The organism is Nocardia vinacea (genome assembly GCF_035920345.1).
Lineage (GTDB): Bacteria > Actinomycetota > Actinomycetes > Mycobacteriales > Mycobacteriaceae > Nocardia > Nocardia vinacea_A.
On the sequence record NZ_CP109149.1, the window covers coordinates 2,887,454 to 2,910,894 of the forward strand.

The 23,441-nt window shown below is 65.1% G+C and carries 15 protein-coding genes; 9 read left to right on the plus strand and 6 right to left on the minus strand.

Annotated features, from left to right (window positions below):
* Nucleotides 1–74 precede the first annotated feature (74 nt).
* From OIE68_RS13335 to OIE68_RS13345, 3 genes are read left to right on the plus strand one after another with little or no spacing between them, the layout of a single operon-like run.
* On the plus strand, nucleotides 75–1,553 hold the full coding sequence (locus OIE68_RS13335) for an NAD(P)/FAD-dependent oxidoreductase (RefSeq protein WP_327099691.1): 1,479 nt from the start codon (nucleotides 75–77) through the stop codon (nucleotides 1,551–1,553).
* Nucleotides 1,550–2,434 carry an SDR family oxidoreductase gene (locus tag OIE68_RS13340; RefSeq protein ID WP_327099692.1) on the plus strand — a complete coding sequence of 295 codons (885 nt, stop codon included), beginning with the start codon at nucleotides 1,550–1,552 and terminating at the stop codon, nucleotides 2,432–2,434. The genes OIE68_RS13335 and OIE68_RS13340 overlap by 4 nt, the downstream gene beginning before the upstream one ends.
* Before the next feature lie 13 nt (nucleotides 2,435–2,447).
* Nucleotides 2,448–3,071 (plus strand): TetR/AcrR family transcriptional regulator, encoded by a 624-nt coding sequence (locus tag OIE68_RS13345; RefSeq protein ID WP_327099693.1) that lies wholly within the window; start codon nucleotides 2,448–2,450, stop codon nucleotides 3,069–3,071.
* On the opposite strand, the gene car is transcribed toward OIE68_RS13345, so the two are convergent.
* Nucleotides 3,072–6,551, minus strand: a complete 3,480-nt coding sequence (gene car / locus OIE68_RS13350; RefSeq protein ID WP_327099694.1) for a carboxylic acid reductase — start codon at nucleotides 6,549–6,551, stop codon at nucleotides 3,072–3,074.
* A gap of 166 nt (nucleotides 6,552–6,717) precedes the next feature.
* Here car and def point away from each other — a divergent pair, with 166 nt between their 5' ends.
* Nucleotides 6,718–7,341 (plus strand): peptide deformylase, encoded by a 624-nt coding sequence (def, locus tag OIE68_RS13355; protein WP_327099695.1) that lies wholly within the window; start codon nucleotides 6,718–6,720, stop codon nucleotides 7,339–7,341.
* Between the two features lie 131 nt (nucleotides 7,342–7,472).
* Here the strand turns inward: def and OIE68_RS13360 are convergent, their stop codons facing one another.
* Genes OIE68_RS13360 through OIE68_RS13375 form a run of 4 tightly spaced genes read right to left on the minus strand, consistent with a single transcriptional unit; the run spans nucleotide 7,473 to nucleotide 12,539 of the window.
* Entirely contained in the window at nucleotides 7,473–9,947 is a 2,475-nt protein-coding gene (locus tag OIE68_RS13360; protein ID WP_327099696.1) for an Hsp70 family protein, read from the minus strand.
* Complete coding sequence (locus tag OIE68_RS13365; RefSeq protein ID WP_327099697.1) at nucleotides 9,944–10,366, minus strand: hypothetical protein; 423 nt, start codon at nucleotides 10,364–10,366, stop codon at nucleotides 9,944–9,946. The genes OIE68_RS13360 and OIE68_RS13365 overlap by 4 nt, the downstream gene beginning before the upstream one ends.
* A complete protein-coding gene (locus OIE68_RS13370; protein ID WP_327099698.1) occupies nucleotides 10,363–12,015 on the minus strand; it encodes a hypothetical protein in 1,653 nt (550 codons plus the stop codon). The genes OIE68_RS13365 and OIE68_RS13370 overlap by 4 nt, the downstream gene beginning before the upstream one ends.
* Nucleotides 12,016–12,023: 8 nt before the next feature.
* Entirely contained in the window at nucleotides 12,024–12,539 is a 516-nt protein-coding gene (locus OIE68_RS13375) for a hypothetical protein (RefSeq protein ID WP_327099699.1), read from the minus strand.
* Nucleotides 12,540–12,645: 106 nt separating this feature from the next.
* On the opposite strand from OIE68_RS13375, the gene OIE68_RS13380 reads away from it, so the two are divergent.
* Nucleotides 12,646–13,311, plus strand: a complete 666-nt coding sequence (locus OIE68_RS13380) for a sigma-70 family RNA polymerase sigma factor (RefSeq protein WP_327099700.1) — start codon at nucleotides 12,646–12,648, stop codon at nucleotides 13,309–13,311.
* 27 nt (nucleotides 13,312–13,338) lie between these two features.
* Here the strand turns inward: OIE68_RS13380 and OIE68_RS13385 are convergent, their stop codons facing one another.
* Nucleotides 13,339–17,502 (minus strand): trypsin-like peptidase domain-containing protein, encoded by a 4,164-nt coding sequence (locus OIE68_RS13385; RefSeq protein WP_327099701.1) that lies wholly within the window; start codon nucleotides 17,500–17,502, stop codon nucleotides 13,339–13,341.
* Between the two features lie 194 nt (nucleotides 17,503–17,696).
* Between OIE68_RS13385 and OIE68_RS13390 the strand changes: the two genes are divergently transcribed.
* The 4 genes from OIE68_RS13390 to OIE68_RS13405 all read left to right on the plus strand — a co-directional run bounded on the left by OIE68_RS13390 (nucleotide 17,697) and on the right by OIE68_RS13405 (nucleotide 23,409).
* Nucleotides 17,697–19,148, plus strand: coding sequence for an MFS transporter (locus tag OIE68_RS13390; RefSeq protein WP_327099702.1), 1,452 nt, complete (start codon nucleotides 17,697–17,699; stop codon nucleotides 19,146–19,148).
* A 126-nt stretch (nucleotides 19,149–19,274) separates the two neighbouring features.
* Complete coding sequence (locus tag OIE68_RS13395) at nucleotides 19,275–20,342, plus strand: LLM class flavin-dependent oxidoreductase (protein WP_327099703.1); 1,068 nt, start codon at nucleotides 19,275–19,277, stop codon at nucleotides 20,340–20,342.
* Nucleotides 20,342–21,706, plus strand: a complete 1,365-nt coding sequence (locus OIE68_RS13400; RefSeq protein WP_327099704.1) for an NtaA/DmoA family FMN-dependent monooxygenase — start codon at nucleotides 20,342–20,344, stop codon at nucleotides 21,704–21,706. Before OIE68_RS13395 ends, OIE68_RS13400 begins: the two co-directional genes overlap by 1 nt.
* A gap of 104 nt (nucleotides 21,707–21,810) precedes the next feature.
* Entirely contained in the window at nucleotides 21,811–23,409 is a 1,599-nt protein-coding gene (locus tag OIE68_RS13405) for a GMC family oxidoreductase (RefSeq protein ID WP_327099705.1), read from the plus strand.
* The last annotated feature ends 32 nt before the right edge of the window (nucleotides 23,410–23,441 follow it).

Sequence of the window (23,441 nt, forward strand, 5' to 3'; positions counted from 1 at the left end):
ACTATAAAGGAATCATCTGATTCCACTGGAATCGCCCGATTCCAATGGGCGCGGACTCGTTCGGAGGAGTGCAGATGGATCAGCCGACGACGCGACCCGACCATGTGCCGATCGTTGTGATAGGCGCCGGGTTCGCGGGTATCGGATTGGCGGTGAAACTGCGAGAGGCGGGTTTCCGCGACTTCGTCATCCTCGAACGCGGCTCCGACCTCGGTGGCACCTGGAGCGCCAACACCTACCCCGGTTGTGCGTGCGACGTGCCTTCGATGCTGTATTCGTATTCCTTCGCCCCGAATCCGAATTGGTCCCGCCGCTACGGCACCCAGCCGGAGATCCTCGACTACTTGCGTGGCGTGGCGAACAAATACGATGTACCGCAACATATTCGCTACAACACGGAGGTACTCGACGCCGCGTGGGACGAAGCAGCCGGACGGTGGCGCATCCGTACCGGGCAGGGGCAATTGACCGCGGATGTATTGGTTTCGGGGATCGGACCGTTCAGCGAGGCACAAATCCCCAGCGTGCCAGGTATCGCGAATTTCACCGGCACTCAGTTCCATTCGCTGCACTGGGATCACGACCACGATCTAACCGGTGAGCGGGTCGCAGTGATCGGCACCGGCGCGTCCGCGGTGCAGTTCATTCCGGAGATCCAGCCCATGGTGGAACGGCTCACGATCTTCCAGCGTTCCGCCCCGTGGATCGTGCCTCGCATGGACTGGGCGACCAGCACCGTCGAGCGCAGACTCCTGCGCCGGATGCCATTGCTGGGCAAGACGATCCGCGCTGCGTACTTCACCGGCATCGAAGGATTCGGGCTGGTCGGGTTCGTGGACAAGCGGTTCCGTCATCCGTTCGAGGCACTGGGCCGACTGCAGCTGCGCCGCCAGGTTCCCGATCCGCGACTGCGCCGAAAGCTGATGCCCGACTACATGATCGGTTGCAAACGCGCGATCTTCTCGGACGCCTACTATCCCGCGCTGTCCAAGCCCAACGTCGAGGTGGAGACCGCCGGGATCACCGAGGTCCGGCCGCGATCGATCGTCACCGCGGACGGCACCGAACACGAGGTCGACACGATCATCTGGGGCACCGGATTCGGCGTGCCACCACGGATATTCGAGGCCATCCACGACACCGGGGGACGCACCCTCGCCCAGCTGTATCGTGAACGCCCACAGAGCTATCTCGGCACCACCGTCACCGGATTTCCGAACTTCTTCACCACCCTCGGCCCGTTCGGCGCGGCCGGAAACCAGTCGGCGATCTTCATGATCGAGGCGCAGATCCGCTATATCGTGGACGCGGTAAAGCATATGCGCGACAACGGACTTCGCCGTATCGAGGTGCGACCGCAGGTGCAGCGGGACTTCGTCGAGGAGATGGAGCAGCGCAGCCGCGACACGGTATGGGTCACCGGTGGCTGCCGCAGCTACTATCAGACCGCCGACGGCCATCACAATGCCGGGCTGTACCCGAACTGGAGCTTCGAATACGCCAGGCGCACCATGCGATTCGATTCCGACGCCTACCTGATCGAGGCATCATGAACCTGTTGCGGCTGCTGCCGACCAACGACACCTTCGACGTGGCCGACAAGGTGGTGGTGATCACCGGCGCCGGACGCGGCATCGGTGCGGAACTGGCGCAAATCCTGCACCGCCGCCGCGCGCGGGTCGTCATGCTCGACCTGGACGAGGCCAAAGTCCACACTGCGGCGTCGCGATTGGGGTCACGCGCGGTCCCGCTGCGCGCCGATGTCGCCGACCGCGACAGCATGGTCGCCGCCATGGCGACGGTCCGTGACCGCTTCGGCCGTATCGATCTCGTGGTCGCCAATGCCGGTATCACCCCCACGCCCGCCACCCTACGCACGATGGACCCCGCCGATTTCGACCGGGTCATCGGGGTCAACCTGACCGGTGTCTTCAACACCGTACGACCGGTCCTCGACGATATCGTCGCCACCCGCGGCCATGTCGTCGTGGTCTCCTCCTGCGCCGCGTTCGCGCCCGGCATGGGTGGCTCGCCGTACATGATCAGCAAGGCCGGGGTCGAACAGCTCGGCCGCGCGCTGCGGGTCGAACTCGCCGCATCCGGCGCCAGCGCGGGAGTCGCCTATTTCGGCATTGTCGACACCGCCATGACTCACCACACGCTCGACGACGACGAATTCGGTCGCGCCGCTGACGCCATGCTGCCCTGGCCGCTCAACCAGCGCATCAGCGCCGCTCAGGCCGCACTGGCCGTCGCCGACGGCATCGCCCAGCGCGCCCCGCGCACCATCGCACCCCGCGTCTGGGAGCCCTACGCCCTGCTGCGCGGTGCCATCAATGTGCTGATGGACCAGTACCTCAGTACCGACGAACAGCTGCGGATCCTGCTCCGCAAGCTGGAACAACGCCCGCGCAGCGAGTCCAACGGCGCATGACATGATCCAACCCGTGACTTCGTCAGCCAGCACCTGGCGCGGCAGCACCATGGCCAGCCGCGCCGCCGAGCGCCGCGTACAACTCGTGCGCGCCGGCTACGCGCTGCTCGGCGGCGAGGGCGCGGCGGCGACCACCATGCGGGCGGTGTGCCGTGAAGCGGGCCTGAGCCTGCGCTACTTCTACGAGAACTTCGCCGATCGCGAAGCCCTGTTCATCGAGATCTACGACCAGACCGCACACGGGCTCGTCGACGCCGTCACCACGCGGCTGGCCGACGCACCCGACGACGAAACCGCCCGTGCCCGCGCGGCTTTCGACGCGGCAGCGCAGTACTTCGCGGACGATCCGCGCCGCGGGCGGATCATGTTCCGCGAAACCCTCGCCGATGACACCCTGCGCGCCCACGGCGCCGATGTACTCCCCGCCTTCGTCACGCTCGTCGCCGCGCAACTGGCACCGAAGCGGGCCGCGCGCTTCACTGCCGCACCGGGCCGGATTCCGCTGCCGGTCAGCGCGATATCCGGCGCACTCGTCGCACTATTCCTCGATTGGCTCGACGGCGATGTCGAGGCAAATCGCGACGAGGTGGTCGACTACGCCACTCGACTCACCATCACCATTCTCGAGCTCACCTGACTACAGCAGTCCACGCAACCGCAGATCGCTGACGTACTTGTCGATTAGCGCGGGTGTCAGATGCGGAATATCATGCTCGGCACCGACTTTCGCGGCTTGTACGGCAGCGGTGAAACCCATTGCCGGAAGCGCGGCGCCAGGGAACGGCCGACCGGGTCGGCTGTAAGCGTGCAGCAGCGGAAGCAGCGAGGCCTGGCGCTGTTTCTCGGGGAGGCCGCGCAGTGCGGTTTCGAATCGGCTGAACCATTCCTGATAGTCGTCGATCCGCCGGATGGGGTGGCCGGATTCGATGAGCCAGTCGACGAATTCGTCGAGGGAGATGCCGTCGTCGTGTGGATTGAGGACATCGAAGGTGTGGAAATCGGTGCGCGCCTGGGTGCCGATGGCGGTGATCGATTCGGCGGTGAAGTCGACGGGCAGGCCGTCGTAGTGTGCGCGTTGGCGCTTGCCGTCGGCATCGGTCTCATAGAAGGAGTACGGGGCGATGCCGGTGGCCACCAGACTCAGCAGCAGTCGGGTGAACATGTCCGGAATATTGAGCTGGCCGCCGAATCGGCTGTGCGCCAGGATCATATCGGATCGGAAGACGGCGACCGGAAGTCCGCACAGATCGTGCGCTTCCCGCAGCAGGACCTCCCCCGCCCATTTGCTGTTGCCGTAGCCGTTGGCGTAGCTGTCGTCGATGGCACGCGTGGGGCTGATTTCGCGGATGTCGCCGTCCTCCTCGAAGGACGATGGCTGGATCTGGGCGGCGACGGCCACGGTGGACAGATATGTGACGGGCTTGATCCGCGTGGTGATGGCCAGGCGGATGAGTTCCGCGGTACCGACGACATTGGGGCCGAACAGCTGGTTGTAGGGCAGGACGTGGTTGACCAGCGCGGCGGGATGCACGATCAGATCGACAGTGTCGGCCAGCCGATGCCAGGTCGCATCGTCCAGGCCGAGATTCGGCTCGCCGATATCACCGGGCAGCACTTCGAGGCGGCGGGCCGCCAGCTCGCGGTAGTGCCGCAGCAGGTCCGGATCACCGCTGTCGAAGGCATCGTCGAGCCGTTTCCGTGCTGCTGCAGCGTCTTTGCCGCGGATGATGCAGATGAGTGTGCCGTCCGTGTTGTCGAGTCGCTCGAGCCATTCCAAGCACAGGAAGCGGCCGAGGTAACCGTTAGCACCCGTCAGCAGTACCGTTTGCGCCTCGGTCGTGTGCGGGAGAGTCGTTGCGGCGGAAAGTGTTTGCGCGTCGATGAACTTGTCCAGTGTCAGTTCATCGGCCCGCGCGACGCCGCCGTGTGTATGGACCGCGGCGAAGGTGGGCCGGATCGCGCCGGCCCCCTGCGCCGACTCGACATACTGCGCCAACTCGCGCAATCCGTTGGCCGGGCTGACGATCACGCCCACCGGTACCTCGACGGCGAAGATATCGCGCAGCAGATTCGAATACGACAGCGCCGACAGGGAATCGCCGCCCAGATCGGTGAAATGCGCATCCGGGCGCAGATCAGTTGCCGCGCAACCGAGCAATGCACGCGCGGCCCGGCTCACGGTTTCCAGAACCGGCAGGTCGGCGGCTTCGCGGCGCAGTGCGAGCAGTTCGTTCGTCTGCCCTTCGGCCAGCTCGGCGTACAGCTGCTGCAGCCGCTCGCCGTAGCGCTCGATCAACTTGGGACGCAACAACTTGCCGATGCCGGAGAGCAGACCGTTTTCGGTAGTGAAAGGTTCGGTTTCGATGAGGAAATCGCGCGGGATCTCATACGACTCGAGATCGGCCTCCTTGGCGATGCGCTGCAGCGAATCACTCAGTGCTGCCTTGGAATCGGCGCTGCGCAGCGTGTCCTCGGTCGGAACGATCACCGCGAGCAGGTAGGCGCGCTCACTGCTGCCGTATACGAAGATCTGCTCGAGCAGCGGGCTGCTGGCATATACGGCTTCCAGGTGTGCGACCGCGACGAATTCGCCTTGGGAAAGCTTCAGCACATTATTGCGACGGTCGAGGTAGACGAGTTCATCGGGTTGAAGTTCGGCCACGATGTCACCGGTCCGGTAGAAACCGTCCGCGTCGAAGATCTCCGCGGTGACCTCGGGACGCTTGTAGTAGCCGGGAATCATGGTGCTGGTCTTCAGCAGCAGCTCACCGCGCGGATGCGGCTGGTCGGTACCGAAATATCCCAGCTCCGGCACGTCCACCAGCTTGTAGTCGAGCACGGGTGGACGGTGGATCACATTGTCGACCATGACGGCGCCGCCCGCCTCGGTCGAACCGTAGCCATCGTGCAGGTCCATCTCGATGACCGATTCCATGAATGTCTTCATCTCGGCCGCAAGTGGCGCACTGCCGACGATGGGCGATAGGAATCGGCCGCCCAGGAAGTCCTCGCGCAGTTCGGTTTTCACCGCACGGTCGAGTTCGGCGCGGTCGATATCCGGTTCGGCGCGACGTTCCATTTCGCTCTGATAGCGCTGGAAGACCATATCGCATACGCGTGGCACGAAGAACATCTCCGTCGGCCGGACGAGGCCGATATCCTCGAAAAGCGTCGAAATATCGCTCTTGGCCGTGAAATACGCGGTGCCGCCGCGGGCCAGCACGCCGTAGAGCGACATGCGTCCGGCCATATGGCTCATCGGCATGTAGTTCAGGCCGATCCCCCCGACCTCCGGCTGGGCCAACCACATCGCGGTTACCAACCGGCTGGTGTACATCGCGCCCTTGGGAGTTCCGGTGCTGCCGGAGGTGTAGATCAGCAGCTCCAAAGCGTCGTCGTCGGGTACGAACAGCGGCGCGGGCGGCAGGGTACGGCCACGTTCGAGTACCGACTCCAGCGATTCCACCACTATCGGAGTGTTCGCCAGGCGATCGCGGGCGGATTCGAATGCGCCGCGCTGATCATCGTCCTCGGGGTGGTAATCGAAGACCACGAGGCGTTCCGGCGCCGGGCCCGCGAGCACGCATTCCACTGCGGTAGTGAGGGTTTCGGGAGTCGCGGCGAGGATGCGTGGTTCGGTCTCGGCAATGATCGCCGACAATTGCTTCGGTGCCGCACCTGCCTGCAGCGGCACGGCAACCGCGCCGAGATACAGACAGGCCAGATCGAGTGTGGTGTAGTCGCTGCTGGTGAAGCCTAGTGTGGCGATGAAGTCGCCCGCTTCGATGGGGTTGTCGGGGTTGTGATGCCAGGCTGCGGCGATCGCACCGACGCGCGCCCACAACTCGCCGTAAGTGATGGTGCCGAATTCGGGCAGCGGTCGCAGCGTGCGCCGCCCGGACTCGTCAGTGGTGGGTTCGAGGACCCGGTGCCCGAGCGCGGGACGATCGGCGTAGGCCGCCATGACCGTCGCCACGATCTGTGATGGCCGCATTTCGGGTTCTCGGATCGCGGCGAAAGTCTCCGGTTTCGGTCGCGCGTTGCGAATGTCCGGATAGGTGGCGTACAGGTCGGCGATGCGATTCACGACCTGTTCCATCCGCGTATCAATAATCATGGCCAGCCTCCTTCGATCGCATGTCGACCGTCGGTTGTTCTGTTCAGATTGAAGACGCCTGTATCCAGTAACACGTTAGCCTGGCTAAATATTCCAGGGCGGTCCATATTCGGCAACGGGCCTGGCCATATCATTGCGCCGCGCGGCGCTTTGCGATGCTGAAACCATGACGATCCCGCTTCCCGATCTTGTCGAGACGCTGCTCGGTGGTCCACTCTCCATTGTTACCGCGGGCGATCCGGTGCTGCGCACGCCGGCCGCGCGCTACGACGGACAGCTGACGCAGACGCAATTGGATCGCCTGGTGCGGGCTATGCGGGAGACGATGCATGCCGCCCCTGGTGTCGGACTGGCCGCCCCGCAAGTCGGGATACCGCTGCGGCTGGCCGTGCTGGAGGATCCGGCCGAAGTGACCGACGATGTGCGCGCGGTCCGCGGACGGGTCCCGCTACCGTTCCGAGTTCTGGTCAACCCGACCTACGAACCCATCGGCGACGCATGCGCCGCATTCTTCGAGGGGTGCCTGAGCGTTCCGGGCTGGCAGGCCGTCGTCGCGCGCCACGCCCACGTGCGCCTGCGCGGACAGGACGAGCGCGGCCGCGAACTGGACGAGGAAGTCTCCGGCTGGCCCGCCCGTATCGTCCAACACGAAACCGACCACCTCGATGGCACCCTCTACATCGATCGCGCCATCACCCGCTCCCTGACCTCCGCCCAAACCCTCATCGACCGCTGGTCCCAGCCGACCCCCGCCGCCGCAGCCGACGCCCTGGGCTTCGACCTCCCCTGAACTCGCGGCTCGTCGACGGGGTCATTCGGTCGTAGCGCGGCGGGAGTCGCATGAGCTGCACGGGCCGCTCGCCGAGCGAGCGCTGGCGCAGCGGCGGCTGGACGCGGTGATTCGGCGGCCACAGCTGGAAGTCAGTACGACGGCCGAACCGTGCTGAACGGATCGCCCGCTGCCTGCGATGCTGTGGGCAGCAGGGCGAAGAGCTGACTGTTGATCGATCGCAATGGCGCAGTTTCGTCGCGGTCCAAGGCAGCCCGGCCCTGCGCGATGAGGCGATCGGCGTGTGGCGGGCTGCTCATCTCGGCTCGGCGGGCGGCGAGATGGTGAAAGAGCTCGACCTGCAGAACACCTGCGCGATCGAGCACCTGACCGATGAGGCGGCCGAGGTCGTTCGTGTGCTGGCGCAGCGACCTCGAGTCACGTGTGTCGATAGCTTCTTCGATCGCGAGCGTCGCCACCCGCATCGCGGCGGCGTCGTCGGTATTCCCGTGCGCGGCAACGATATCGGTGGCCTCGACGCAGGCCGAGCGAGCTTCGGCGACGAGTTCGGGCCATTGCAGCGCGTCCTCGGCTTCGTCGAGGGCGGCGTGCAACTCGCGCACCATGGCGTCGCAACCTTGTGCGGCGTCGGTGTCGTCGCGGGCGGCGGCGAGCCGCTGTTCGACCGTCTCCGTTCGGCCCGCCGCGTCGACCCGCATGAGCACCATGCCGGCGACCGGATCGCCCGCCTGCCCCTGACGGGATCGCAACGACGCCAATCGTTCCCGGATCTCACTCACTCGGTCGGCGAGTTCGTTGTGGGTGGGCACCGTCTCGGACTCGAGGTCGGCGACCTGGTCGAACTCCTCGTCCAGCATCGGCACATAGGCGCGGGCGGTCACCAGCCGCGACGAGTCGATCTCCACGATGAACTCGATGTCCGAGCCGAGGGGCAACGGCCGCGAGACCTGCTGCGCGCGCACCTCGAGGCAGCCGACCTGCCGATTCCGATCCGCTCTCGGCTGTTCGCCTTCGAGAATCGGGATCCGGATCACGCCGCTCGCGACGCCGGGCCCGATGGTTGTCGTGGTGTGCAACTTGGTGCGGCAGCGCACCGGCAAGGTGGCGCCTTTGGGAGCGAGCGACAGCAACGTATTGTCCGCGAGGCCGATTCCGATGGAATGGATCAGCGGTTGCTCGGTCTGCACCGCGCCGACGGTGTAGGTGAACGTGTCGGGGCCGACCTGGCGGCGGTTACCGAACGCATCGCTCAACCACACTTGAAACGTGTTGAGACGCCCACGCTCTGCGAGCACCCGCGTGGCGAAGGTGCCGTCCGCCGCGACCGGGAGGCGGCCGCTGTGCCACGGCGGGCGGGACTCGGGATTGCCGAATTCGATGGAAAGACCGCGGTCGGCCGGTTCGATGCTGCCGCGGATCAGCGGGTCGGGGTCCGGTCCGACCGGGTGGTAGTCCAGCGTGAGCGTAAAGCCGCCGTGCACGACGGGTGCCGAAACGGTCTCGTAGCGTTGCGTTCCCGCGAAGATTGCGGCACCGCGAGCGACGACCGTGAGCGGATCCTGGGTGTGATCGAGTGAAATACCCAGCCCGGAGTCCGGGTCCGCGAGGTAGTCGCGAACAAACGGCGACAGCGTCGGCCCGCCGACGAGGACCACGCGTTCGATATCGCCGCGGCCCAGGTTCTTCTCGGCCAGTGCTCGTCGGCACAACTCGACCGTGCGCGCGAGCACCGGAGCAGTGAGTCGCTCGAGATCGGCGCGGCGCAACTCGAACTCGAACTCGTAGCGGCGCAACCCATCCGGGCCGACAAGGTCGGCGACAATCTCGGTACCGACCTGGCGAGACAGGCGGATCTTGGCACGTTCGGCCTCGAGCTTGAGCGTATTCAATGTCGCCCGCCAGCGGGCGTCGCCGCGTCGCACATCGAGCCCGTGCCGCTTCGCAAGGGCAGGCAGCAGCAGCTTCTCGATGATCCGCCAGTCGATGTCCTTGCCGCCCAGATGATTATTGCCGGCGTGCGTGACAATGCTGAACTCGCCGTCCCGCAGCCGGACAACGGCCGCGTCGAACGTGCCGCCACCGAGGTCGTAGACCAACCAGCGCACGCCGTCCGCACTCGACTGGAACCCGTGGGCCATCGCCGCCGCGGCCGGCTCCTGCAACAACGGAATCTGCCGCAGTCCGGCGAGTTCGGCCGCATGGCGGGTCGCATGGCAAGCATTCAGATCGAACGCGGCGGGCACCGTAATCACCGCGGCGTCCACGTTGTCACCGAGCCGCTGCGTCACGTCCGCTCGCAGCGACTTCAGCACCTCCGCCGACAATTCCTCCGCGCTGAGGCCCCGATCGGAACCGGCGAAGCGCTTGACGGTGCCGGCAAACCCCATGTGCCGCTTGAACTCCATCGCCGTGTTGTCCGGGTCTATTTCCGCCTTGTCCTTCGCCGCCCGGCCGACCTGCAGCGAGCCGTGCCTGCTGATCCAGACTGCCGACGGCGTGATGTCACCGTCTTCGTTGTTCTTGACGATCTCGGTGTCGACGCCGCGCAGCACGGCGATCGCACTGTTGGTGGTACCGAGGTCGATACCGAAATTGATTGCATTCACGATGTGCCTCCCACGGGCATGCCGACGATCACCTCGCCGGTCTGGATGAGTACGCCGCGCAGATACACGCTCGGCCGTAGCGTCTCCACAACTGTCGCCCGGTCGATGCCCGGCATCTCTTGCGCGGCAACCACTTCCAGCCGCTGACCAGCGACGAACTCGGCACCGCCGTGATCCTGCACGTCGACACCGGCCTCGGCGAGATGTTCGAGCGTGGTCCGGATCTGGCGCCGTAGCGGCCGCAGTTCGGTCTCGTCGAGCCTGCGGTTCGCCCGCCACTGTGCAGTCGCGATCGCGGCGACGACGTCGGGTGTGAGCACACCGCAGCGGTGCTCCGGTTCGGGCGCAGGCGGATTCAGGCGTGCGTGCAGCACCGCGACCAATCTGCGGGCCGCCGAAACCACGCTGTCGGGTATCACTTTCGCACTTCCATGACCGCCAACACGCGAGCGTCCATGAGTTCCCGCGCGACAGCCGGATGCTCTCGCATGCGTGCGTCGATCCCTCGCGCACGTCCCCCGGCAATCCACGTTCCTGCATAAGCGACAGCGAAGACACCGAGCGCGGGAATATATACGCCCGAACCGATTACGCCGAGCAATCCGAGCACCGGAACGATGGTCACGAGGGCCAGGAGCATCGTGAGCATGATCAGGTTCATCGCACCGAGGATCGGCGATATGCGATTCCACGCCCGCTGACACGACGGACATCGTTCGATATCCACCACCTGTTCGGTGAGCGTGCGCCTTCGCACCAGCCGCACCCGGGCCACGGATTCCAATGAGCTCAACTGACCACAGAACCAACAGCACTGGCGCAGTTCATGCCCGATCGTCGCAGCCATACGCGCCGCGCCGATGAGAAACCGCGTGTCACCGGTCGCCGCGAGTGCCTCCGCCCGGCGCAACAACGCGTCTGCGCGCCGCGAGTCGCACATAGCCGTCAAGCGCATCGAGACAGCAGTGACGATGGCCAGCACGACGTTGTCACAGCTCTCGTCGAATTCTTCCGGCGGCATGCTCGGAATTTCGGCGAGCAGATAAAGCACGTCTTCCGCCGAATCCAACAGTGTCGCAACATCTCTCAACTCGTGATCGGGTCGACCATCGACGGGAGCGCGCATCTCGTCACAGAGCGTGCGGAGCTCGTTGCTCAGGAACGTGCCCCGGTCTACGTCGATATCGCGGATAGCCACGGCATTGCTGGTGAGTGACCGTGCCTGTGCCAGCAGCCGCGCGCACGAACTGGCGGCGCCCGTTTCATTACCGTAGGCAGCGATGCACCATCGTGCGGTGGCGGCGATCTCGTCACAGAGTGTCGCCACCTTCGCGCGGCCGGGCGCCTTGCCAATGACCCGGGCCAAGTGTTCGGCTTGCGCGATCAGCTGCTGGGCGATTACCAATCCTCGCCGGTGATCCACCGTGACCTCGTCCTGTGCCGCGGCGGCGCGTCGCCGGATGTCGTCGAGCACGGGCTGAATCGCTCTCGCGATCTCGGCACCGGCCAGCCGCTCGTCGGCGGATGCCATCTGCACGGTCGCACGCATCTGATTCGCGGCCGCCGATTCGTCGCCACGTTCGATGGCGCGGGCGAACAGGGCGGCGTTGACCGAAACCAACAGCGTCGGCAGCAGCCGCCGCAACTGGTCGACGAAGTCGGGGCGGATCTCCGGCTCGTCCAACTGCAGAATCCGGTCGTGCACATAGTCCCAACCGGCCTCATCGCCGGCGGCTTCATGCCAGCGCAACCGCACACCTGCCCAGTCGACCTCGTCCGCTGGATCGGCCAGGGCCTTTGCGTGCGCATCGACCGCGCGATTATGCGCGTCGTAACCCGGCCAGTGCCAAAAGAATTCGTCGATGATCCGGCGCATCGGGTCGCCCAGTTGCCGACACGCCTCGGCGATTTGCTCGTCGCCTCGCATCTCCTCGGCGCGTCGACGGACCGCACGGCCCGATGCCGTGATGTCCAGGTCGGCTAGTCGAAAACTATTGTGCTGGTACATCTGCGGGCCGATGAAACGGCGCATGCCCGTCTCGTAGCCTGCCTCGGCCGTTGGAATCATCGTTCGCCCTATGCTCGAGGCTGTGCCGGACGATAATCGAGCCAAAGCTTGGTCGCCGGAACCGCGGCAAGGATGAGCGTGATAATCGCTGGTGTCTGGACGACGAGCGTGGCCAGTATCGAAGGACCGACTTTCAATCGGACCGTGCTGTCATCGCCAAATCCGGCAATTGCCATATACGCGAGCATGATCCAGCCGACCGAGATGTTGGTGATGCACGCTGCCAGCACGAGCGACCGGCCCTGGATCCTTCTGCGGAACAGCTGGACGGCTCCCGCTGCCAGCAGGGCTCCGACAGCAAGCCCGAAGAGACCGATGAGGGCGATCGTCGGCTTGAACCACGATGGCCACTCGCCGTCGATGCCGGCATCGGCTGGTGTCGATCCGAGCACCAGGCCCGCGAGAATGACTCCGAACAGGTGTGATGCGGCACCGAGGCCGGCCAGTACACCTGCTGTGAGAGCAGTGAAGCCCCGGGGCGGATTGCCGGAAAGCTGTTGAGGTGTTGCCGAATCAGGTTTCATACCCCCCTCAACCCCGGGAGGGTGCAAAAGGTTGTGCCGAATTCGAACCCAACCTTTTCATGCACATTTCTGTTGTAGTCGAGTAGGACACGGAAGGGCGGTTCAGATGAGCACCACAGACGATGGCGACTGGGTTCGTGACGTTGCGCTCATCGCGCTACTAGGCGCGGTGCTGCAGGACTGTGCGCGAGAACCGCTGTCATTGCTCGCGAGCGCTCCTGAGACGTCGGTCATTCGGATCGGGCGAGGCGGCGCCGATTCGGCGCGGCCGTTCGATGAACTGCTCGTCGAGGCATACGAATCGGCCAAGGACATGCTGCTCGCTTGGGTAACGAAACAGGTCGGGAGCCGCACCGACGCGGAAGACATCGTCCAGACCGCGTTTATGCGCGTCTACGCCGCGCGTCCCGATATCACCGATCCCGAGGAGCTGCGCCGCTACATCTGGACCGCCGCGAAGAACCTGACCCGCGATAGCTGGCGGCGAGCCGCGAACGAACGCGACCGTCTCGATCCCGATGGCGAGACCAGGATCGCGCAGCTGGCAGACGGCGCCGGACTCGCCTTCGACGACGTGATCGCGTTGCGGCACATGCTGATCGCCGCGCTGAACGCCGTCCCCGCCCGCGAGCGCCAGGCAGTGGTTGTGCGCGCGTTCGAGGGAAACACCTATGCCGAAACGGCCGCGATCATGGGCGTGGGAGACGGAACTGTGAAGGCCTACGTGCACGCCGCACTCAAACGGCTGCGGGCAAATATCGAAGCGGCTTGATACACCATCGAATTCAACACTCGAGCGTTACCCGCTCGAGCACGGCGGCTTGCTATCGACGCCGCGTGCGAGCTCGTCGCGTTCGGCGTCTGTGTAGTCGCGATTGCTGATCGCGCACAGCCGTTGCTGAATGTTGTTGCGGTCGAGATTGATTCGGATCGGGCCGAGGTCCGAAAGACCGATGAGCGTCGTTCCGATGAGCTTCCACACCGTGGTGGATCCAGGCACGTTGAACTTCGTGTTGGTGCCCGTCCGGGTGTCCCACACTTCCACTTCGGACTTGTTGCCGAGAACGACAAGACCGTCCGGTGACCAGCCGGCGACAACGGAGTCACGCGGTACCGGTGGTATGTCCAACTTCGCCGTTTCGCCAGTGGCGGTGTTCCAGCGGAACAACGCCCCTTGCTCATCCCGGACCATTACCTCGGCGTGCCCTGGATTCATATGGACACTCGCCACACGCGAACCCTGTGGAACGAACGAGCGAATCAGCGCGCCGGTCTCGAGATTCCACAGCTGCAGAGACGCGGTGGCAACGTTGACAACTACCGAGTCTGTCGACGCATAACCGACGAGGGTCGACGCTTGTGCGGTAATCCGTAAATCCTCGAGGTTCTTGCTGAGCAGGACCTGACCACCGATCTGTCGACCGTCGCCGATGCGCCAGCGGGTGATGGCGCCCGCGTACAGCGCGGCTATTTCGTCGTCGGTGCGGATGGCGAAGGTTATGAACGACTGATGTGTCGGATCCAATCCCGAGGGCGTCGGGAGCTGTATCCGACTTGTCTCGTCGAAGTCCGGCATGAGCACAACGGCAACATTCGAAGGGCCGGTCCACATCATGGCGTGCCGCCCATCTGGGGTGAAGGCGAGCATCGCGTGCGGCCACACGCGAAGCGTGAAACCGGGCAGGTCGTAGACAAGACGCATCGACTTCAGGTCGATGACTTCGAACGTTTCACCGCGATCGCTCGCGACATAACGACCGTCGGGACTCCACAGGGATGTGACAGCGTCGGGCGTGATCTCGGGCCAATCAGGGTTGGACTCCGCTGCCGCCGCGTATCGCTCGATCCCGTTGGTCGCCGCTTGGATCAACAAGGGACCGCCCGAGGTCAGATGCACCGCGGGGGCGACCGCCTCGGAACTGTATCGAACCTGGACCTGATAAAGGCGTCCAGTCGCAACGTGGACAAGCTTTGCGATCCCGAACGCATCCCTGTCCCCTACGTGGTATTCGATCGCGAATTGGCCTGTGCTGTCGAGCCGGATCGATCCGCAGCTGCCGAGACCCACGCTGCGAAGCTGCGCACCGTCGGCGCCGCGAATGATCAGCGTCTTCGCGTCATCGGCGCATTCGATTGTCAGGCCGTCCGGTGTGACGGCGTGTCCTCGCCATTCACGAACTGGCCGACCGCTTCTCAGATCGTAAATGACCTGGTGATCTTTGAAATCGACGTCCGTCTCCGTAAGCCACAGTGTCTCGTTCACGGAGTCGACTCGTTCGACCTTCCGTGTCGGCATGCCATCGGCAGGAAGATCAGGGAGCCTACGAGGTTGTCCCGACAGGTCATATCGTTCGACGACATCGGGATCGCCGAAATAGGTGCCATGCTCCCGCTTCGGATCGACAGAAATGAACAACTGTCTGCCATCGTCGGAGAACTTCGGGACGAGCGCCGTTCTTCCCACGACATCCGCACCGTCGGGACGAACAGTGACCGGACCGGATCGCGTCGACACGTCCCACAGCGTGATGCCGCCACGATCGTTGAAGACCGCAAGTTTGCCGCCATCGGGGCTCACGCGTGCACTGATGACATTCGGCACTGTAGCCACCCGCCATGGCGACGGCGGTCCGGTAAGAAATCCCGTCCAGACCGTGATATCGCCATTCGATTCGGCAGTTGCCAAGATCGACGCATCCGCACTGAAGACCATTGACTTCGCATCGGACCACAGCTCGTTGTACGCGACCTCCAATGAGCCCAGCCGAACCTGCTGGAGCAGCTGATCCGCTCGAACATCCGCATTGTCCGGGGCGAATCGTCCTGCGGCTTGCACGAATTGGAGCGCCCCCGACGGATCGGTGTTGCCGAGAACTTCCGATTGCTGAGCGAGGTTGATTCCCGCCTGCTCGCGTAACTGTGCTGTCCGCTCCTGACTGGTGCGATAGGCGACGACCGCGGTGCCGGAGGCGACAAGGGCGAGTACGGTGACCACCGCGGTGAAGGTCCACAAGCGCCGCACCTCGCGTCGGCGGAGTCGGCGGGACGCGGCGATGTATAGCCGATGCGCTGCAGGGACTTCGGGTTTGCGCTTGTCGACCCAGTCGAGCGCATCCTCCAGAGCTCTGCCGTGCAGTAGCGCGCCGTTGTCGTGCTCGGATAGTTCCCACTTCTGGCGGTCCCGCTCGAGTTGCTGCTGCCAGGCGCGGAAGTCGCGGTCGTCCTGCAGCCAGCCGCGCAGCCGCGACCAGTTGTCGATGAGGGCCTGGTGAGCCAGTTCGACGGTATCGGTTCCGTGCGGATCTCGACCAACGACGACCAGCCGATCGCGCGCCAATCGACCAGCGACACTGCGCAATTCAGGAAAATCACCCATCGACACCACGGACCGGACGAAACCCCCTCCGCTCGAAGCGGGAGCAGCGAGCAGCTTCAGTAGGCGCTGCACGTCGAACGCTTCGAGCGGGTCGGTGAACTGGGCCAGCACGCGGTCAGCGCGGTCGGTGAAGAAACCTGTTGCGCGGCCTGCTTTTTCGTAGTCCTCGACGGTAATCGCCGCGCCGGCGCGGCGATCCCACAGTTGCGTCAATGTCGACTCGAGCAGTGGCAGCGCGCCCGGCTCGCCCACCGTGTCGTCCACGAGACGCTCGACGAGCGCCGGCTGCAGATCGACTCCAGGCGCACGGGCGGCGGGCCGTTGGATGGCGTCGCGGAGCTGGTCACGCCCCATCGGTGCGAGCGCCACCGTCGCCCCGTCGAGAAATCCGGCGAGCTCCGCGTCGATCAGGTTGTTCAGCGCATCCCAACGCAACGTGAGCAGAATTCGGATGCGCCCTTCGGTATCGGCGCGAGTGAGCTCCATCAGCCATTGCAGCACCGCACGCGCGTGCTCCGGCGCGGTCGCGGCCAGGTCCTCGAACTGATCCGCGAACAGCACCAGGCCCTCCGGCGGCACGCCCTCGAGCAACCGCGCCACCGAGTCGTCGGCGGTCCCCGGTTCGCGCGCCGCCTGCTCCGCCAGCAGCATCGAGAGCTGGCCGCCATCTGGTAGGTCGAATCGTGGAGTAACCGCACGGACAACCGTTGTGGCCGAATCACCCGGCGACACCTCGCCGGCGAGCCGGAAGCTCGCGATCTGCCGCCCCTGTGCGCGGAGCCGGGGGATCACCCCCGCCCGGATGAGCGAGGATTTGCCGGTGCCCGACGGTCCGGCCACCGCGACGAGCGGTCGCTGCCGCAGTGCCGCCGACACCCGGTCGATGTCGTCGTCTCGACCGTAGAAGTAGTCCGCGTGTTCCTCGTCGAACGGCTCCAGCCCACGATAGGGATTCGGGACGAACGAGGGGTCCATGCCGAGTACTTCGGCGATCGGGATCATGAACGCGGTCCCGGTGTACCCACGCGGGTCGGCAACCGCCGCCATCCCCACCACCGCGTCTGTTCCGCTGTCCCACACCGGCGCACCGCTGAACCCCCGCGTGATCGGCTGACCGCCGACCCGCTGCAGCTGCAGCCAGCCGGTACCCTGCCGTTCCCGGAACTCGCCCGACGCCCAGACACCGTCGGGCAACTCCGCGGGAAAGCCGAACATCCGGAACTCACGCCCCCACGGGTCATGGGCTCGCCAAAACGGCGGCGGCGCAATCGAATCGCCTACGGCGTCGTCCAGCTCCAGGATCGCGATATCACCTCGACCGTCCCCGGCGATCGGGGTCCACCGGCGCACCCGCGCACGCCGCGGCCCGATTGACGGCTGCAACGGAAAGTCCACCGCTACGATCGATTCCGGCGGCTGCACATCGTTTGGATCGGTACCGGCCGCGAACGCGATCACGTGCGCACACGTCGCGACGATGTTCGGGCCGACCAGGAACCCTGCGCCGACGACCTGACCTGCGGTCGTGCAGATCCGCGCATGCGCCGAGCCGAACCGAGCGACAGCGCTCGAACCACCTGCAGTCATGGTCCCTCTCCCTGAGTACGCGAACGAACATATCCCGGCACAACGGAGCTCGAGATCGAAAGCGATATCGTCCGTGAACATCTCGCCGGGCTTCGTCGACCTTCGTCGCGTCCACCGGTCGCTATCCAGGTGTTGCCAGTACCAGTGTTATCGGACTCCTGTTACTGGTGTCGGATCGGTTGCAAGCTCATGACATGACTCAGACCTTGCAGCCTGGTAACGCTGCGGCCACGTCGGCCGTTGCGGGATCGGCAGTTCAACCCGCCGTGTTCGGTGCGCGGCAGACCATCGCGGTGCTCGCGGTGTTGCTCACCGGGCAGTTCATGGCGGTACTCGATGCCTCGATCGTGAATGTTGCCATTCCTTCTATTCGTACTTCGTTGCATACCAGTGGATCCGCGCTGCAGTTGATCGTCGCGGGTTATGTGATCGCCTATGCCGTGCTGCTCGTGACCGGTGCGCGATTGGGTGATCGGTTCACTCAGCGTCACACCTTCATCACCGGGCTCGCGGTGTTCACTGTTGCCTCGCTGGCCTGCGGGTTGGCATGGAATGAGTTCTCGCTCATCGCATTCCGGTTCCTGCAGGGCGCGGGCGCTGCGGCGATGATTCCGCAGATCATGACCATGATCCAGCGGAATTTCACCGGCAATGCCAGGGCCAAGGCGCTCAGTGCGTACTCGGCGATCATTTCCGGCGGTATGGTCGTCGGTCAGGTGGCGGGCGGATTGATCGTCAATGCCGACCTTTTCGGGAGTAGCTGGCGCGGTGTATTCCTGGTGAATGTGCCGATCGGTGCGGTGCTTCTGCTGATCGCGCCGCGGGTATTGCCCACTGCCACCGCGCGATTCGATCGGAAACTCGATCTCGCAGGTCTGACCATGCTCACCGTCTCGGTGCTGCTGCTCGTGTTGCCCCTGATGCTGGGGCATGAGCAGGACTGGCCGCTGTGGACATGGATCATGTTGGGCACCAGCGTGATCGGTGTCGGATTGTTCGTGGCGATCGAGCGGGCGGTCGCGGCACGCGACGGTGAACCGCTGTTCGCGCAGCGGGTGCTGAAGTCTCCGGGGCTGGCGCTCACCGCGGGCACGCTGTTCACGATCATGGCGACCTTCGGGGGCTGGATGTTCGTCATGGCGATACACCTGCAGAGCACTCTCGGCTACACCGCACTGCACGCGGGTCTGCTGTTCATCCCGATGGGCGTGACCTTCGCGCTGGCCAGTTTGAACTGGGAGCGCATCCCACATCGCCTGCACGCCACCATGATTCCATTCGGCCTGGTCGTCGGCGCGGCCACCATGGTGGCGCTGGGCATGATGCTGCGCAACGGCGCCGACTTCGGGCCGCTGCCGCTGGTCGTCTTCGGGACCCAGGGCATCGGTTTCGGCCTGGCCTTCAGCCCGCTGATGACCCGCACCCTGGCCAGGATTCCGATGGCCCTTGCGGCCGATGCCAGCGGCATTCTGGTGACCAGTGTGCAACTCGGCATCGTGGTCGGGATCGCGTGCTTCGGAACGGTATTCCTCGGCCTCGCGGGCAGTACGGTGCTTTCGGCCGCACATGCGTTGGGCGGCACCGCGATTGCCGAGGGCGTTACGGTGTTGGTCGCCGCGGTACTGTCTGCCCGCGCCGCACGGTAAGGACAACCGATCCCGGATTCGCTCGGAGGCGAATCCGGGATCACCGCTATCTCGCGATCGTCGGCTTTCGGATCATCGCGACGCAAATCATGGCGGTGGCGGTCAAGTTTGACGATCGTCATACCAATGAGCGGAAATGTCTTCGCGGTGGGCATCGAATTGGATGGCGAGGGATATCACCCGGCCGCGTGGCGGCGGGCCGCACATGCGCCCGACCAGTTGCTCACCGGCAATACGCTGCGCAAACGGGTAAGTGCGGCCGAGAATGCCGGTTTCACCCTCGCCACCTTCGACGATTCGATCCTGCCGCCCACAGAGCATCCGGCGGGGCGGATCGACGGGGTAACGCGGGCTTCGTTCGTCGCGGCGACGACCAGCACCATCGGGCTGGTGGCAACGGTCGCGACCACCTACGCGGAGCCGTTCCACACATCGTCACAACTGGCCACGCTCGATTACGCCTCGCGTGGGCGCGGCGGGTGGATCGCCACGACCGATCCCGCTGCCGCCACCACCTGGGGACGACCGCCGCGCACTACCGAAGCGGAACTCGCACGCGAACAATGGGATTCGATCGAGGTCGCGCGTCGGCTGTGGGATTCGTGGGAAGACGACGCCGTGGTACGCGACTATGCGGCGAGCCGATTCCTGGATCGAGACAAGCTGCACTACATCGACTTCAGCGGTGAAACGTTCTCGGTGAAGGGACCGGCGATCGCGCCTCGGCCGCCGCAGGGACAGGTGGTCGTCTTCGCACATGACACCGGTGATGCCGACGTCATCCTGGTCACCGGAACCGACCTCGCTCAAACCCTCGCCGCGGCCGACCACGCGCGGGCCACCGGTGCACTGGTGTTCGCGGAACTCGATGTCGCCCTGGATATTCCGGATGCAACCGCCGCCGCACGCCTTGCCGACCTGGACAAGTACACGGCCGCGAATCGCACCGAGCGCCTGGCCTTCGCGGGCTCCCCTGCCGAACTCGTCCGCCTCATCACCGAACTCGTACGCCATGTCGACGGCGTGCGCCTGCATCCGGCCGTCATCGACGAAGACCTCCCGGCGCTGGCGCGCTACGTCCTGCCCGCCCTCTTCCGCGCCGGTGTCGCCCACCGTCCGGTGCCGGGTTCGACCCTGCGCGCCAATCTCGGCCTGGAGCGGCCGATCAACCGTTATGCGAAGGATCAGCACTGATGACAGACGTTCCGTTTCCCGACGCACAGGTTCATTTCGGCGTTTTCTTCCAGGGCGTCAACCACAGCACCATCTGGTCGGATTCGAGCAGCGGCTCGCAGATCGACTTCGAAACCTTCCGGCATATCGTCACCACGGCCGAGCGCGGACTATTCGACGCATTCTTCCTCGGTGAGGGCCTGCGCCTACGCGAACAGAACGGAAAGCTCCTCGATACCGATATCGCCGGGCGTCCCGACGCCATTGCCCAGTTGGCGGCGCTGGCCGGGATCACCAGCCGGATCGGTCTGGTCGCCACCCAGAACACCACCTACAACGAACCCGCCGATCTCGCCCGCCGACTCGCGGGCCTGGATCTGCTGTCCGGCGGCCGAGCGGGCTGGAACGCGGTCACCACCGACAATGCGTGGACCGGTGCGAATTTCCGGCGCGGCGGCTTCCTCGACCACGCGCAGCGCTACGAGCGCGCGGGCGAATTCATCCGGACGGCCCGCGAGATCTGGGATGCCTGGGCCGACAATGCGATCGCGACCTCGCGCCACGATACCGATTGGGCCGCATCGGATTCGGTACGGACGGTGACCCGCGACAACGAGCACTTCCAAGTCTCGATCACGCCGACCCTGCCGCGCAGCGCACAGGGCCATCCGGTGATCTTCCAGGCCGGTGATTCATCCGCGGGCCGCGATTTCGCAGCGGCGCATGCCGAGGTCATCTTCTCCAGGCACGGAACACATTTCGACGCCGCGCTCGCATTCGCGAACGATATTCGGGTACGCCTGGAACGCGCGGGCCGGCCGGCCGACGACATCAAGATCCTGCCCGGCACCCAGATCGTATTGGCGGAGCGGGAATCCGAGGTCGAGGAGAAGGCGCGCTGGGTGCTGGAGGGCCAATTCACCGGACAGACCGCGCTTTCCCTGGTCGGGCAGGTGTGGGGTCGCGATCTGTCGGATCTCGATCCGGACGGCCCCTTGCCCGCGGACGACCCACAGCCCCAAGTGATTTCGGGCGAGCGCGGCGCACAGCGCGACGGTCAGGATCCGGTGGCGATCGCCCGGGAGTGGCGGGCGCTCGCCGAGGCCAAGAATCTGTCGCTACGCCAGGTCGCCATCGAGACCTCGCAGCGGTCCGGATTCGCCGGGACACCGAGTCAGGTCGCCGACGAGCTCACCCGCTGGGTCCGCCACGGCGCGACCCACGGGTTCAATATCTCGCCATATCTGGTGCCCACCGGACTCGACGAGATCGTCGACTGGCTGATTCCCGAATTGCAGGAACGCGGGTCGTATCGCACCGAGTACACGGGCAACACCCTGCGCGAACATCTCGGCCTGCGACCGCCGCTGACCAGGCGCAGATAACCGGGTCCGATCCGCGAAACATAGCCCGTTTGTCACCGAAACCGAACCCGAGGCCGCGTCCTACTCGTATGTTTGCCGTACGCAGTGCAGATCGGAGTGGGACAGTGCAAGCAGGGGTTACCGCGGATTATGTGATCGTCGGCTCCGGATCGGCCGGCGCGGTCCTGGCCAACCGGCTCAGCGTCGATCCGAATGTGTCGGTGGTGGTACTGGAAGCCGGACCGCCGGATAAGAACAAGTTCGCCCATATTCCAGCTGCATTCGCGAAGCTGTTCCGCTCGGAGGTGGATTGGGACTACCTCACCGAACCGCAGCCCGAGCTGAAGAATCGGCAGATCTACTGGCCGAGAGGCAAAATGTTCGGCGGATCATCGTCGATGAACGCGATGATGTGGGTGCGCGGATTCCGTGCCGACTACGACGAGTGGGCATTGCTGGCCGGAGACGAGTGGGGTTTCGCGGCGGCGGTCGAGCAGTTCCGCAAGATCGAGACGGTCGAGGACGCCCAGTATCCGGATGAGGGCGCGACCGGGCCACTGCATATTTCGCGCCAGCGCAGTCCGCGCACATTGACCGCGGCGTATTTGGCCGCGGTCAAGGAATCCGGATTCCTTGTGGAGCCACCGAACCGGCCGCAGCCGGCAGGTTTCAGCGAGACCATGGTCACCCAGCGCGGCGGCAGGCGGTGGAGTACGGCCGATGGGTATCTGAAGCCCGCGATGCGCCGTGCGAATCTCACCCTGTATGCCGACGCGCTCGCGTCGCGGATCATCTTCGAGACCTCACCGACCGGAAGGCCGCGCGCGACCGGTGTGGAGTACCGCAAGGACGGCATCGCGCAGACGGTGTCCGCCAGGCGCGAGGTGGTGCTCTGCGGTGGTGCGATCAACAGCCCGCAACTGCTCATGCTCTCGGGTATCGGCGATGAGGACGAGCTGGCGCGCCATCACATTCCGCTTGTGCACCATGCGCCCGAGGTGGGCGCCAATTTGCAGGACCACCTGGTTGCGGCGCTCGGCTACGGTGTCGAATCCGATTCGCTGTTCACGGCGGAGAAGCCACGTCAGCTGCTCGATTATCTGATCCGGCACCGCGGCATGCTCACCTCCAATGTCGGTGAGGCCTACGGGTTCATCCGCAGCCGATCCGATCTCGAATTGCCGGATCTGGAGCTGATTTTCGCGCCCGCGCCGTTCTTCTACGAAGGTCTCGTGGATCCGACCGAGCACGGGGTCGTGCTGGCGACGGTGCTGTTGCGGCCGCACAGTCGCGGCCGGATCTCGCTGGGTTCCGGTGATCCCACCGCCAAACCGGTCATCGACCCGCGCTATCTCTCCGATAGCGGTGGCGCGGACCGGACCGCGATCATGTCTGGTTTGCGTGTGTGCGCCGAACTGGCCGTGGCTCCGGCCCTGAAGGCGGTACTCGGGCCGCTGATCTATCCTCCGCAGGCTCCGGCCGAGCTCGAGGCCGCGATGGAATTGACACTGAACGGCTACTCGCACACCCTGTATCACCCGGTCGGCACCTGCCGGATGGGTGCCGATGCGGGAAGTGTTGTGACGCCGCGACTGGAAGTGCGTGGGGTGCAAGGACTCCGCGTCGCGGACGCGTCGGTGATGCCGTTGCTGATTCGCGGGCACACGCATGCGCCGAGCGTGTTCATCGGTGAGCAGGCGGCTCAGTTCATCTTGCGTGGTTAGCGCGCTGCAGTAGGCGAAGGCTCGATCGGCCG

Bases quoted from the DNA above. Each gene is read 5' to 3' on its own strand.
- OIE68_RS13370 (WP_327099698.1), bottom strand. From the start codon at position 12,015: ATGATTCCAACGGCCGAGGCAGGCTACGAGACGGGCATGCGCCGTTTC.
- OIE68_RS13390 (WP_327099702.1), top strand. From the start codon at position 17,697: ATGACTCAGACCTTGCAGCCTGGTAACGCTGCGGCCACGTCGGCCGTT.
- OIE68_RS13335 (WP_327099691.1), top strand. From the start codon at position 75: ATGGATCAGCCGACGACGCGACCCGACCATGTGCCGATCGTTGTGATA.
- OIE68_RS13340 (WP_327099692.1), top strand. From the start codon at position 1,550: ATGAACCTGTTGCGGCTGCTGCCGACCAACGACACCTTCGACGTGGCC.
- OIE68_RS13375 (WP_327099699.1), bottom strand. From the start codon at position 12,539: ATGAAACCTGATTCGGCAACACCTCAACAGCTTTCCGGCAATCCGCCC.
- OIE68_RS13395 (WP_327099703.1), top strand. From the start codon at position 19,275: ATGAGCGGAAATGTCTTCGCGGTGGGCATCGAATTGGATGGCGAGGGA.
- OIE68_RS13380 (WP_327099700.1), top strand. From the start codon at position 12,646: ATGAGCACCACAGACGATGGCGACTGGGTTCGTGACGTTGCGCTCATC.
- OIE68_RS13385 (WP_327099701.1), bottom strand. From the start codon at position 17,502: ATGACTGCAGGTGGTTCGAGCGCTGTCGCTCGGTTCGGCTCGGCGCAT.
- def (WP_327099695.1), top strand. From the start codon at position 6,718: ATGACGATCCCGCTTCCCGATCTTGTCGAGACGCTGCTCGGTGGTCCA.
- OIE68_RS13400 (WP_327099704.1), top strand. From the start codon at position 20,342: ATGACAGACGTTCCGTTTCCCGACGCACAGGTTCATTTCGGCGTTTTC.
- car (WP_327099694.1), bottom strand. From the start codon at position 6,551: ATGATTATTGATACGCGGATGGAACAGGTCGTGAATCGCATCGCCGAC.